Raw genomic sequence first — 12,981 nt, forward strand, 5'->3', positions numbered from 1 at the left:
TACTATATTCGCATAAAGAATTATTAAAGGTTGAGCATAAAAGCTTTACTATAGTACTCCCGAGACAGTAGTTACTGTTTGATCGGGTGAATGAAGGTAACTCAAAGAGGGGCGATATCTCGTCGGATGATCCCGACAGAATCGACAGAGCCTCCAGAGCCAGGGTGATCAAGAATGCAAGAAAGCATCATGGATCTCATGTGGAAGAATGCACATCTATATGGTGGCAATCTTTCCTACGTTGAAGAACTGTATGAAACATACCTAATGGACCCTAATGGGGTTCCTCAGGAGTGGAGAGAAGAGTTTGATCGTTTACCTAAGGTAGGCGATAACCTAACGCAGGATGTACCCCATTCGGCTATTAGGGAACATTTTCTTTACTTATCAAAAAACCAGAAGCGAGCAGCACCGGTTTCTGCGAGTTCAGTGAGTTCTGAACACGAGAAAAAGCAGGTCCGTGTGTTGCGAATGATTAACGCATACCGTGTACGAGGACATCAGATTGCGAACATCGATCCGTTAGGGATGATGCAACGTGAAGATGTGCCCGATTTGGATCTGCGCTTTCATGAGCTTTCAGAAGCAGATTACGACACAACTTTCCAGCTGGGATCTCTGTTCTTCGGACCAGAAGAGGCGCCCCTTAAAGATATTGTTGCGGATCTAAAGAAAACTTACTGTTCAACAGTAGGTGCTGAGTATATGCATATTGTTGATACTCAGGAAAAACGTTGGTTGCAGTCTCGGATAGAACCTGTGCGTTCCCATCCAGAAGCGCCGATCGAAAAGAAAAAGATGATTCTAGAGCGCTTAACAGCGGCTGAAGGTCTAGAAAAGTATTTAGGTTCACGCTATGCCGGGGCTAAACGCTTCGGTCTTGAAGGTGGTGAATCAATGATCGTTGCCTTAAATACGTTGATACAACGTGCAGGTAAGCAAGGCGCGAAAGAGGTTGTTATTGGGATGGCTCACCGTGGCCGTCTTAATACCTTGGTGAACATTTTTGGTAAGAGCCCCTCTGAACTTTTTGACGAATTTGAAGGCAAGAAAACCTTAGATACATCAGGTGATGTAAAGTACCACCAAGGTTTTTCCTCAAATGTTGAGACGGGTGGAGGGGAGGTGCACATTGCGATGGCCTTTAACCCATCCCATCTTGAGATCTCTGCGCCTGTTGTCGAAGGGTCTGTACGTGCACGTCAAGATCGCCGCGAAGACCTTATAGGTAACACTGTTGTGCCCGTAAACATCCATGGTGACCAAGCATTCTGTGGTCAAGGTGTTGTTATGGAGACATTCCAAATGTCTCAGACCCGTGCTTATAAAACGGGTGGTACAATTCACATTGTTGTCAATAACCAAGTTGGTTTTACAACATCGAAGCAAGAAGATTCTCGTTCTACTGAATATTCTACTGATGTAGCGAAGATGATTCAGGCACCTATTTTCCATGTTAATGGTGATGATCCTGAAGCGGTTCGTTTTGTAACTCAGTTAGCGGTTGATTACCGTAACGAATTTAAGAAAGACGTGGTTATCGATCTTTTCTGCTACCGTCGTCGTGGTCATAACGAAGCGGATGAGCCATCTGGTACTCAGCCGTTGATGTATGCACAGATTAAGAAACAAGCGACGACACGTGAACTTTATGCTCAAAAACTTATTTCTGAAGGTGTTGTTACATCTGAAGAAAGTAAAGCATTGGAAAAAGAGTATCGTAAGCTGCTAGAAAACGGTGAGCATACAGTTAAGTCTCTTATTCATGAGCCTAATACTGAGTTGTTTGTAGACTGGAAGCCTTATCTTGGACATGCGTGGTCTTTTGACTGTGAAACTAAGGTGGATTATAAGTTACTGCAGGAGCTGGGCGATAAGATTTGCGTAATTCCTGAAGGCTTTGTGGTTCAGCGCCAAGTCCAGAAAATCATAGATGACCGCAAGCGCATGGCGCATGGCGCTATGGAGCTGAACTGGGGTATGGCTGAATCTTTGGCTTATGCAACGATCTTGGCTGAAGGTCACCCTGTTCGTCTTACTGGTCAAGATGTTGGGCGTGGTACATTCTCACATCGACATGCTGTACTACATGACCAGAAAACGGCAGATACCTTCCTGCCTTTGCAAAACCTTTCTGAAGAGCAGCCTTCATTAACCTTGCATGATTCTTTCTTGTCTGAGGAAGCGGTGCTTGCGTTTGAATATGGTTATTCAACGACTATGCCGAATGCGTTAGTCATTTGGGAAGCTCAGTTTGGTGATTTTGCCAATGGCGCACAAGTTGTAATTGATCAGTTTATTACATCAGGTGAGCATAAGTGGCAGCGTTTGTGTGGTTTGACAATGCTTCTGCCCCATGGCTTTGAAGGTCAAGGGCCTGAGCATTCATCCGCACGTTTAGAACGTTATCTGCAGCTTTGTGCTGAGCACAATATTCAGGTTTGTACGCCAACGACACCGGCACAAATTTTCCATCTGCTACGTCGTCAGGTGATACGCCCTCTACGTAAGCCACTAATTATTATGTCTCCGAAAAGTTTGCTTAGGCATAAACAGGCTACATCTACACTTGAAGAACTTTCCGAAGGTAGTTTCTTACCGGTTATCAGTGAAACAGATTCGCTTGATCCAAAGAAAGTTAAGCGTTTGGTTCTTTGTGGAGGTAAGGTTTATTACGATCTTTATAACCGTCGTGCGGAACTGGAAAAAGACGATGTGGCAATTGTTCGTATCGAGCAGCTATATCCATTCCCTGAAGATGCGTTGAAAGAAGCGATGGCTCCTTTTACAAACCTTGAGACTGCTGTTTGGTGTCAGGAAGAGCCAATGAACCAAGGTGCATGGTACTCAATGCAGCATCATATGCGCCACGTTCTTAATATTCATGATAGTAAATTGCACCTGGAAGGCGTTGCTCGTCCAGCGTCTGCGGCACCAGCAGTTGGATATCTATCTGTCCATGCTGAGCAGCAAGAAGCATTAGTAAATGAAGCTATTAACGGTTGATCAGGCGATTAACCATAATTTTTAATCGCCTGACGGTGATAACGATAAAGGAAAAAATATGTCCATCGAAATCAAAGCGCCGACGTTCCCTGAATCAGTAGCAGACGGCACAATTGCAACTTGGCACAAACAACCTGGTGAAGCGTGCTCTGCTGATGATCTGATTGTAGATATCGAAACTGATAAAGTTGTTTTAGAAGTTGTAGCACCTGAAGATGGTGTAATCGCTGACATCCTAAAAGGTGAAGGTGAGACAGTTTTAAGTGATGAAGTAATCGCTCATTTCACGGCGGGTGCTGCGGGTAGCGCAGCTCCTGCTACTGAAGCAGTAGCTGAATCTACGGGTGATGCAGATAAAGTAGGGCCTGCAGCGCGTAAGTTGATTGAAGAGAACGGCTTAGATGCTTCTGCTATCCCAGGTACTGGGAAAAACGGTGGTATCACTAAAGAAGATGTTCAAAACTTTATGAAAAATGGTGTTCCTGCACCAGCCCCAGCAGCTGCCGCGCCTGCTCCAGCGGCCGCAGCTCCAGCAGCACCAAGCGTGAATGTCGCTGTAGGTGAGCGTGTAGAGAAGCGAGTTCCTATGACGCGTCTACGTGCGACAATCGCTAAACGTCTTGTTGAAGCTCAGCAAAATGCAGCGATGTTGACGACGTATAACGAAGTTAATATGAAGCCTGTTATGGAACTTCGTAAACAGTATAAAGATCTGTTTGAGAAAACTCATAATGGAACACGTTTAGGTTTTATGTCTTTCTTTGTGAAAGCAGCAACCGAAGCGCTTAAAAAATTCCCAGCTGTAAACGCGTCAATCGATGGGAACGATATGGTTTACCACGGATATCAGGATATTGGTGTTGCCGTATCAACTGAACGTGGTCTTATGGTTCCTGTTCTTCGTGATACTGATGCTATGAGCTTAGCTGATGTAGAAAGCACGATTGCCGATTTTGGTAAGCGTGGCAGAGACGGTAAATTGGGAATGGATGATATGCAAGGTGGTACATTCACTATTACCAATGGTGGCGTGTTTGGATCCTTGATGTCTACACCTATCCTGAACCCACCACAGACTGCGATCTTGGGTATGCATAAAATTCAAGAGCGTCCTATGGCGGTGAATGGCCAGGTTGAAATCTTACCAATGATGTATCTAGCTCTGTCATATGATCACCGTATGATTGATGGTAAGGAAGCTGTACAATTCCTAGTGACTATTAAAGATCTCCTGGAAGATCCTGCACGTATGCTCCTGGAAGTCTAAAGTCAGTCCTTAACAAGTATAGAGTGAAGATAGGGTAAAACATGTCTGATAAATTTGACGTTATTGTTATTGGTGCAGGTCCTGGCGGTTACGTAGCTGCTATTCGTGCAGCTCAGCTTGGTTTAAAAACTGCTTGTGTTGAAAAGTGGATAGATGAAAAAGGTGCCGCAGTTTTAGGCGGAACATGCCTGAACGTTGGTTGTATCCCTTCAAAAGCTTTACTAGAGTCTACGCACCAGTTTCATAATGCCCAGCACGCTGATGTGCATGGGATTATGACTAGCGATGTAACCATGGATGTTAAAAAAATGGTTGCGCGTAAGGACTCCATCGTTAAAAACCTAACGGGTGGTATTGCCGGTCTGTTTAAAGCGAACGGTGTTACTGTTCTTCAGGGGATGGGTAAGCTACAGGGCAATAAGCAGGTTGAAGTAACGGCTGCGGATGGCTCTACTAGTACTTATGCCGCTGACAATGTGATTTTGGCAACAGGTTCTGTTCCTGTTGAGATTCCTCCTGCTCCTTTAACAGAAGGTTTGATTCTTGATAACGAAGGCGCACTAAATATCGATGAAACACCTAAACGTTTAGGTGTTATTGGTGCCGGTGTTATCGGTCTTGAAATGGGTTCTGTTTGGGCGCGTTTAGGTACTGAAGTTACCGTACTTGAAGCAATGGATGATTTTCTGGCTCTGACAGATAAAGACGTTGCTAAAGAAGCGGCTAAACTTTTTAAGAAACAGAAGCTAGATATTAAGCTAGGTGCCCGTTGTACAGGTACTGAGATCATTGACGGTAAAGAAGTGAAAGTTAAGTTCGCTGATGCCGAAGGTGATAAAGAGATTGTCGTTGATAAGCTGATTGTTGCTGTTGGCCGTAAGCCTCAGACTCAAGGTCTATTAGCTGATGACTCTGGCGTGAACTTAGATGAGCGTGGTTTCATCTTTGTGAACGAGCAGTGTGAAACGGGTGTTCCAGGTGTTTACGCTATTGGTGACTCTGTGCGTGGTCCAATGTTGGCGCATAAAGCATCAGAAGAGGGCATCATGGTTGCAGATATTATTGCAGGTCATCATGCCCAGCTTAATTATGATGTTATTCCTAATATTATTTACACGCACCCTGAATTGGCGTGGGTAGGTAAAACAGAGCAGGAACTTAAAGCTGAAGGCGTAAAAGTGAAAGTGGGTAAATTCCCATTTGCTGCCTCTGGCCGTGCAATGGCTGCTAACGAAACTGAAGGTTTTGTTAAAATTATTGCATGTGAAGAGACTGATCGTATTTTGGGCGTTCATATGGTTGGCGCTATTGCGTCCGAATTGATCGGCCAAGCGGCAATTGCTATGGAATTCTGCTCTAGTGCAGAAGATCTGCAATTGACTGTCTTTGCTCACCCAACAGTGAGTGAAGCCATTCATGAAGCAGCCTTAGCGGTTGATGGTCACGCCATTCATATGGCGAACCGCAAAAAACGCTAATAATTTAGTGTTTTGACTCGGCTAGCTGCAACGGCGCAGCTAGCTGTTTAGCAATACTTGTTGTTGAACCCAACAGGGCTGTTACGAAAGCGTATTTAGACTTTCGATACAGAAAAATCATATAGTGACAACACAACGGATTAGAGCATGAATCTTCATGAGTACCAGGGCAAACAGCTGTTTGCCGAATATGGTCTGCCGGTTTCTAAAGGAATCGCGGTAGATACTCCGGAAGCTGCTGCGGCAGCGGCTGAGAAAATTGGCGGTGATAAGTGGGTTGTTAAAACGCAGGTTCACGCAGGTGGCCGCGGTAAGGCTGGCGGCGTAAAGCTGGTTGATTCTCCTGCTGAAGCATCTGAATTTGCAGCTAACTGGCTTGGTAAAAACCTTGTTACTTATCAGACTGATGCTAATGGTCAGCCGGTAGCAAAAATTTTGGTTGAAGACTGTACTGATATCGCTAATGAGCTTTATCTTGGCGCAGTAGTTGACCGTTCTTCTCGTCGTATTATTTTCATGGCATCTACTGAAGGTGGCGTTGAAATTGAGAAGGTTGCTGAAGAAACTCCTGAGAAAATCCTGAAAGCTGAAATTGATCCTTTAACGGGTGCTCAGCCATATCAGGGTCGTGAACTAGCGTTTAAATTAGGTCTACAAGGTGACCAGATTAAGCAGTTCGTTCATATTTTTCTTGGTCTAGCAAAAATGTTCGAAGAGAAAGATCTTGCATTACTTGAGATCAACCCTCTTGTTATTACTGATGCAGGTAACCTGCACTGCCTAGACGCTAAAGTAGCGATTGATGGTAATGCTGTATACCGTCATAAAGATCTTCAGGCGATGCATGATCCATCTCAAGAAGATGAGCGTGAAGCACATGCTGCTGAGTGGGATCTGAACTATGTTGCTCTAGATGGCACTATTGGCTGCATGGTTAACGGTGCAGGCCTAGCAATGGGTACGATGGATATCGTTGCGTTGCACGGAGGCTTCCCAGCTAACTTCCTTGATGTTGGCGGCGGTGCGACTAAAGAACGTGTTACTGAAGCGTTCAAATTGATCCTTGCTGATGACAAAGTTAAAACAGTATTAGTTAATATCTTTGGTGGTATCGTGCGTTGCGACCTAATTGCTGAAGGTATTATTGGTGCTGTTAAAGAAGTTGGGGTAAACGTACCGGTTGTAGTACGTCTGGAAGGTAACAATGCTGAACTAGGTTCTAAATTATTAGCTGAATCTGGTCTTGATATCATCGCAGCTACTAGCTTGACTGACGCAGCACAGCAGGCAGTAAACGCAGCGGAGGGTAAATAATGTCCGTTTTGATTAATAAAGACACCAAAGTAATCTGTCAGGGTTTCACTGGTGGTCAGGGTACCTTCCACTCTGAACAAGCAATTGCCTATGGCACTAAAATGGTTGGCGGTGTTACACCAGGTAAAGGTGGTTCTACTCACCTAGGTCTACCTGTATTTAACACGGTTGCTGAAGCTGTTGCTGAAACAGGTGCCGAAGCGTCTGTTATCTATGTTCCTGCTCCTTTTTGTAAGGATTCTATCCTTGAAGCAGCGAATAGTGGAATTAAGCTGATCGTTTGTATCACTGAACATATTCCTGTTATGGATATGCTTCAGTGTAAAGTTAAATGTGACGAGCTAGGCGTGCGCCTAATCGGCCCTAACTGCCCAGGTGTTATTACGCCAGGCGAATGTAAAATTGGTATTATGCCAGGTCACATTCACTTACCGGGTAAAGTTGGTATCGTTTCTCGTTCAGGTACGTTGACTTACGAAGCTGTGAAGCAGACTACAGATGCTGGCTTTGGTCAGTCTACCTGTGTAGGTATTGGTGGTGACCCAATTCCAGGTTCTAACTTCATTGATATTTTGGAAATGTTCCAGAATGATCCACAGACTGAAGCGATTGTTATGATCGGTGAAATCGGTGGTACAGCTGAAGAAGAAGCGGCTGCTTATATCAAAGCAAATGTAACTAAGCCTGTTGTATCTTACATTGCTGGTGTTACTGCACCTGCAGGTAAGCGTATGGGTCATGCCGGTGCAATTATCTCTGGCGGTAAAGGTACTGCTGATGAGAAATTTGCAGCCCTAGAGGATGCAGGTGTTAAGACTGTACGTTCTTTGGCTCAAATCGGTGATGCTTTGAAAGAACTTACAGGCTGGTAAGCTACCTCCTGTCAAGAAAAAGGCAGCTTCGGCTGCCTTTTTTTGTTTTAGCTTATTGCTGTTTAGTTTGACGACTGGATAATTCAGCAACTATTGTGATGTTAACCGTAATTAGACGATTGTTGATTGATGCTTATGAATAAAACTATTGTATTAGGTGGTGTAGCTGCGGCGGCTGTTCTTGTTGCTGCGGGGGTTGGCTTTTATTGCTATATGCTTAAAGCTGAATTGTCAGAGTACAAAAAGCTTGGTGATCTAGCGTCTATGCAGCAATTTAGTCAAGAGAACTATGATTTAACAAAAGAAAATAAAACATTACAGGGCTCGATTGATAAGATCCAAAAAGGGTTTCTTAACTATCGAAAAAACGAGTTGCTTGAGGCTGAGCGTCGTACAGAAAGACGTGTTGAAACGGCTATCGCTTCTTTTACGCCTATTTCAGGACCTTATGTGTTCACGGCTATAGCTGCGTTAGAGCAGCGAGAGTTATGTGCACATACTCAGCAGTTGGTTCAGTTAGAGGCTGAGCTTTTTGAGAGTTCAGATCCAGCTGTTGTGATGCAGCAGAATAAAGTTTGCTCTGTTCGTTTAGAGCGGAAATTAATTCCTTTGTTTAAATATCAAATGCTTAGGGTTCGGGCTGGAATGACTGGATCACTGCAACATTTAAGAATTGATGCAGAAAAGAAATTTGTTAGTGCACGAGAGCTATTATCTAAGTGGCAAATTCCAGTCGAGAAAGAGTTAGACTCCTACACTAAGTTTTAACTGTCTGTATTTTCATATGTCTAAGGAGGAAGATTATTTATAGTCTGATACAGAGAGTTTTATTTCTTTGGTCTGTTTATTGCTTTAATTCGTAATCGAGCTGTTTTGAAAAAAATAGTGATATCAAAAGGACCGGTCTTATGGCGCATGGAGCTTTGAGCAACCCCTATAAAGGGAAAGGCGTTATAACTATTGTTATATGCTTCTTTTTGGTGCTTGATTGCACTGCTTTGGGCATAAATTTCTTCATTACTCAGCAAGTTGAAGATGATGCATTGGCCATAAATATAGCTGGCAGACAGAGAATGTTGTCGCAGCGAATGACGAAAGTTTTACTTTTGATGTCCGATGATCAGATGAGTTCAGTTACCTATAAAAAAGAGTTGGAGTATGTCTATAAATTATTCCTCTCTACATTGGTTGTTTTTGAAGAGGGTGGCGATTCTGTTGGCGGTTTAGGTGATAGTAAAAAATTTCCAGGTTTGTCAGACCCTATTGCTCTGCAGTTTGTATCTGAAACCCGTGGGTTGATTGATAAGTTAGGTTTACATATAGAAAAGCTGCTTGAGAATCCTGAAGATCAAGTCGCTTTTAATAGCGCATTAGAGATCAGTAAAAACAGTAATTTAAAAATGCTGGGTCTTATGAATGCCTTAACTTTTCGTATTGAGCAGATGGCGGCAGAGAAGACAACGAGCCTGCGCTGGGTTCAGGCATTTGCTTTTGTGTTAGCGTTATTGAATTTTGCGATCATTGTTAGGCTCTATAACAAACGTTCGGAAGAGACAGAAATGTTAATGCAAAGCTTCATGCATTTAGTCAATAGTGCTGCAGCTTGTTTGATTGTCTTTAATGAAAAAGGTGAAGTTCAGTTTGCCAATGCTATGAGCTTGGAAAAGTTTGGTTATTCAAAAAAGGGCTTTTTGACGCTGACCGAGAGTCAGCTTTTTCGAGTCGAGAATGATGAAACCTTTGCTATTACTGCAACCGGTGAGGCTATAAAAATTGAATTATTAAAACGTAGCTTTGTCTTAAATGGAAAGAAGTTTTTGATAACGACGATCAATGATATTAGCCACCATATGAAGGTCCAGGAACATTTATCTTATCTTGCCAGCCATGATCTTCTTACGGGGATTGGTAATAGACGAGGCTTGTTAGATAGATTGGAACTCGAGGTGGCTAGAGCTGAGCGATATGAAGGTAAGTTAGGGGTTTTCTTTATTGATCTTGATAAGTTTAAGCCAGTAAATGACCTGTTTGGGCATGGGGTTGGTGATATGCTTTTGAAGAAATTTTCTAATCGATTAAAAAATGCTGTTAGGAAATCAGATTTTGTTGCTCGTTATGGTGGGGATGAATTTGTAGTTTTAATGATAGATGTAAAAGATGATGAGGCTTTTGAAAGTTGTCGTAAGGCGATAGGCGATGTTTTTCAAAGACCTTTTGATTGGGAGGGAGAAGAGATCTTTTTGGATTGTAGTGTGGGTGTATCAACTTATCCTGCAGATTCTAAAGATAGTTACGATCTTCTATTGCTTGCTGATCAACGTATGTATGAATCTAAAAAAAATAAACGCAAAGTTAGTTCAGTATCTTCGTGAATTTCAATTATTGATTTGGGATTAAGTGTTCCAAATTGGTTTAGAGTTAAGTAAGAGTAGAGTTTTATATATGAGCGTTACAGTTTTTCCTTATTTTCAGCCTATTATTGAAACGGCTACAGGGCGTATAGCCGGTTATGAAGCTCTAGCGCGCATGGAGGATGCTGCGGGTAACGTTGTTTCAGCAGGTGGTCTGTTTTCGGATCATACGATTGACGTTAAAGAGCGTATTATGTTGGATAGGGATGTTCGCCTAAAAGCGTTAAAGCAGCTTGAAAATCTTCCGGATGATACGTTTTTAAGCATAAACATCTCTCCCGAATGGCTGCAGTATTTAGAGTCTTTAGATAATCTACCAACCCTTGAGATGATTAAGTCGCTTGCGGCGGATAGCTCAAAAGTTGTTATAGAAATTACAGAGCTTGATGGTGACCTTGATGTGATTGAGCGTTTAGTGGATCGCTATCGTGAACAAGGGTTTAGAGTTGCTATAGATGATTTTGGTACCGGTTTCTCTCAACTTGATCGAATAGCGTTGTTAAAACCCGATATTATTAAGCTTGATATGACGCTTATAAAGAGCGGTGCTGAAGATAATCGTAGGTCATCCATGATACAGATGTTGGGTGAATTAGCGTCTAAACTTGGTAGTAAAGTACTGTGTGAAGGCGTGGAAACGGAAGATGAGTATTACTTAGCATTGAGTTGTAATGCGGTTTACGTTCAAGGTTTTTTGTTTTCAGCTGCCACTGAGAAAATGGAAGCGCCAGATAGTACAGTCGTAAAGGTAAGCAACTTATTAAGCCACTACCGTGATCGTGCTATAGAGGCAACCTCACGTAGTCATTGGCGAGCGGATAAAATAAAAGCGGAGCTATTATCTCTTCGCGAGGTGCTAAGGGCTGCAAATGATGATGGGGGTTTAGAGCATTTTGTTGCTGCAGACCACCTGTTACGTTTTTATCTTTGTGACCGGTTAGGGAATCAGATCTCACCCAACTATGAAAATAGTGATAAAGGTTGGATCAAGGATAATAGCCATAACGGATATAATTGGAGTTGGCGGCCATACTTTTTTGAGCTATTAGGCTCTACTGATACACAAAGTCGTTTGGTTTTTTCTGAACCTTATCAAGATATCCATACGGGTCTTAGAGCTCAAACGGCTGTTTTATTTCTAGATAATTCCAGAATTCTATTGGCCGATTTGAGAGATGAGCAGCGGGAATCAGATCTGTTTAGCCGGTTTAGTGCAATGCCTGCAGGCTGGATTCCTGAAATAGATTAATTAGAGTTTAGCTCTTTCAGTAATAGAGTATAAGCTTTATCTTTTTTCTCTATTTGTTTGAGCTTAATTATTTGATAGTTGAGTTCTGGGGCAAACCAGATGTAGGTTTGCCTTGGGCTGTTTGCTTCACGAACCCGCTTTACTCTAATCGTTTTATAGATGCCTATAGGGGCTTCAATTACCTCTTGGCCATCTACTTGGAATTTATACTCTTTTAAAATACCGCCATCGGCAACTTGATAGGTAAAACTGGTTTCCCCTTTAGCTAGCTCCTGCTGGAGTAGCATTTGATAACTTATTTTATCTTGTACGCCGGGGGTCACATCCATCTGCCAAGGTTTATCGTCTACTTCATTGGTAACACGATTATTTTCCCAGTCAAAGCTGATTTCTGCGTTACGTTTTTTACCAAAAACGCTGCGCTTAAATGTGTAATGAATAGGGGAGAGGGCTTTGTTATTCCATTGAAAGTGGCTTTTTTCGAATATGCTGGCAAACATCGAGTTGGCTTTAGATTCGAACGTCCAACTATCATCGGATGACTTTTTTAGTTGGCGAATTGTGTCTCCACTCACTGAGATAGGCCCATCCCAATCTAATTCATAAGATGCTGTAAAAGGTTTAAATACAGATACGTCAGCATGAAGAGGGGTAGTTAAGAAGAAAAGAGAGGCTAAAAGTATAAGTGGCGTCCTCAATGAAATTCTAAACATAATTATATCCTCTTAATCTAATGGAGCCACTTGATAGCCTTGCGATGGCAGGGTATTACCATCCATAAGTATCCCGCTTTGAGTCCAGATTAACTTATTAGCACAGTATAACTCAACGGCAAGTGGATATATTACATGCTCAATAGCATGTACTTTTTGCTGTAAGCTCTCTTCATTATCATCCATAGTGACACTGACTTTACCCTGAACAGCAAGGGGTCCCCCATCAAGCTCTTCAGTTACAAAATGTACAGTGCAGCCGTGTTCTTTGTCACCCGCTTCAATCGCACGCTTATGTGTATGTAAGCCTTTATACTTAGGGAGTAAGGATGGGTGGATATTAAGCATCCGTCCTTGATAATGACGAACAAAGTCCGGTGTTAGAATCCGCATGAAACCAGCAAGTACAATAAGGTCAGGTTGATACTGATCTATCTCTTTAATCATCGCTTGATCAAAGCTGAGGCGATCTTCAAAGTCAGTATGTTTTAACGTGATTGCTGGAATATTAGCATTTTGGGCGCGCTGCAAGCCAAAAGCCTCGGCTTTATTGCTAAGAACAGCTTCGATACGGCCATTGATCTGGCCTGTATCGATAGCGTCCATTATAGCTTGCAGATTCGAACCACTACCTGAAATCAGGACAACGATTCTTTTGGTCATAGGCTGGA

10 protein-coding genes are annotated in these 12,981 nt (G+C 42.7%); 8 read left to right on the plus strand and 2 right to left on the minus strand.

What is annotated here, in order from left to right:
* Positions 1 to 174 precede the first annotated feature (174 nt).
* The 8 genes from A3774_RS10585 (at position 175) to A3774_RS10620 (ending at position 11,597) form a co-directional block, all read left to right on the plus strand.
* On the plus strand, positions 175 to 3,006 hold the full coding sequence (locus tag A3774_RS10585) for a 2-oxoglutarate dehydrogenase E1 component (RefSeq protein WP_067867004.1): 2,832 nt from the start codon (positions 175 to 177) through the stop codon (positions 3,004 to 3,006).
* A 58-nt stretch (positions 3,007 to 3,064) separates the two neighbouring features.
* On the plus strand, positions 3,065 to 4,273 hold the full coding sequence (gene odhB / locus A3774_RS10590) for a 2-oxoglutarate dehydrogenase complex dihydrolipoyllysine-residue succinyltransferase (RefSeq protein WP_067867006.1): 1,209 nt from the start codon (positions 3,065 to 3,067) through the stop codon (positions 4,271 to 4,273).
* A 41-nt stretch (positions 4,274 to 4,314) separates the two neighbouring features.
* Positions 4,315 to 5,751: a dihydrolipoyl dehydrogenase gene (gene lpdA, locus A3774_RS10595; RefSeq protein ID WP_067867008.1), complete on the plus strand. Its 1,437-nt coding sequence runs from the start codon at positions 4,315 to 4,317 to the stop codon at positions 5,749 to 5,751.
* A 147-nt stretch (positions 5,752 to 5,898) separates the two neighbouring features.
* Complete coding sequence (sucC, locus tag A3774_RS10600; RefSeq protein ID WP_067867010.1) at positions 5,899 to 7,065, plus strand: ADP-forming succinate--CoA ligase subunit beta; 1,167 nt, start codon at positions 5,899 to 5,901, stop codon at positions 7,063 to 7,065.
* Positions 7,065 to 7,937, plus strand: a complete 873-nt coding sequence (sucD, locus tag A3774_RS10605) for a succinate--CoA ligase subunit alpha (protein ID WP_067867012.1) — start codon at positions 7,065 to 7,067, stop codon at positions 7,935 to 7,937. Before sucC ends, sucD begins: the two co-directional genes overlap by 1 nt.
* Before the next feature lie 135 nt (positions 7,938 to 8,072).
* Positions 8,073 to 8,705, plus strand: coding sequence for a hypothetical protein (locus A3774_RS10610; protein WP_156473698.1), 633 nt, complete (start codon positions 8,073 to 8,075; stop codon positions 8,703 to 8,705).
* A 140-nt stretch (positions 8,706 to 8,845) separates the two neighbouring features.
* Positions 8,846 to 10,309, plus strand: a complete 1,464-nt coding sequence (locus A3774_RS10615) for a diguanylate cyclase (RefSeq protein ID WP_067867016.1) — start codon at positions 8,846 to 8,848, stop codon at positions 10,307 to 10,309.
* Between the two features lie 70 nt (positions 10,310 to 10,379).
* On the plus strand, positions 10,380 to 11,597 hold the full coding sequence (locus A3774_RS10620; protein WP_156473699.1) for an EAL domain-containing protein: 1,218 nt from the start codon (positions 10,380 to 10,382) through the stop codon (positions 11,595 to 11,597).
* Here A3774_RS10620 and A3774_RS10625 read toward each other — a convergent pair.
* Positions 11,594 to 12,310 (minus strand): DUF3108 domain-containing protein, encoded by a 717-nt coding sequence (locus A3774_RS10625; protein ID WP_067867020.1) that lies wholly within the window; start codon positions 12,308 to 12,310, stop codon positions 11,594 to 11,596. The genes A3774_RS10620 and A3774_RS10625 overlap by 4 nt on opposite strands.
* A gap of 12 nt (positions 12,311 to 12,322) precedes the next feature.
* Entirely contained in the window at positions 12,323 to 12,973 is a 651-nt protein-coding gene (purN, locus tag A3774_RS10630; RefSeq protein WP_067867022.1) for a phosphoribosylglycinamide formyltransferase, read from the minus strand.
* Between the last annotated feature and the right edge of the window lie 8 nt (positions 12,974 to 12,981).

The sequence above is a fragment of the Neptuniibacter marinus genome (assembly GCF_001597725.1).
Lineage (GTDB): Bacteria > Pseudomonadota > Gammaproteobacteria > Pseudomonadales > Balneatricaceae > Neptuniibacter > Neptuniibacter marinus.

Excerpts from the sequence above, each read along its gene's own strand:
- A3774_RS10585 (WP_067867004.1), top strand. The coding sequence starts at position 175 with ATGCAAGAAAGCATCATGGATCTCATGTGGAAGAATGCACATCTATAT.
- odhB (WP_067867006.1), top strand. The coding sequence starts at position 3,065 with ATGTCCATCGAAATCAAAGCGCCGACGTTCCCTGAATCAGTAGCAGAC.
- lpdA (WP_067867008.1), top strand. The coding sequence starts at position 4,315 with ATGTCTGATAAATTTGACGTTATTGTTATTGGTGCAGGTCCTGGCGGT.
- sucC (WP_067867010.1), top strand. The coding sequence starts at position 5,899 with ATGAATCTTCATGAGTACCAGGGCAAACAGCTGTTTGCCGAATATGGT.
- sucD (WP_067867012.1), top strand. The coding sequence starts at position 7,065 with ATGTCCGTTTTGATTAATAAAGACACCAAAGTAATCTGTCAGGGTTTC.
- A3774_RS10610 (WP_156473698.1), top strand. The coding sequence starts at position 8,073 with ATGAATAAAACTATTGTATTAGGTGGTGTAGCTGCGGCGGCTGTTCTT.
- A3774_RS10615 (WP_067867016.1), top strand. The coding sequence starts at position 8,846 with ATGGCGCATGGAGCTTTGAGCAACCCCTATAAAGGGAAAGGCGTTATA.
- A3774_RS10620 (WP_156473699.1), top strand. The coding sequence starts at position 10,380 with ATGAGCGTTACAGTTTTTCCTTATTTTCAGCCTATTATTGAAACGGCT.
- A3774_RS10625 (WP_067867020.1), bottom strand. The coding sequence starts at position 12,310 with ATGTTTAGAATTTCATTGAGGACGCCACTTATACTTTTAGCCTCTCTT.
- purN (WP_067867022.1), bottom strand. The coding sequence starts at position 12,973 with ATGACCAAAAGAATCGTTGTCCTGATTTCAGGTAGTGGTTCGAATCTG.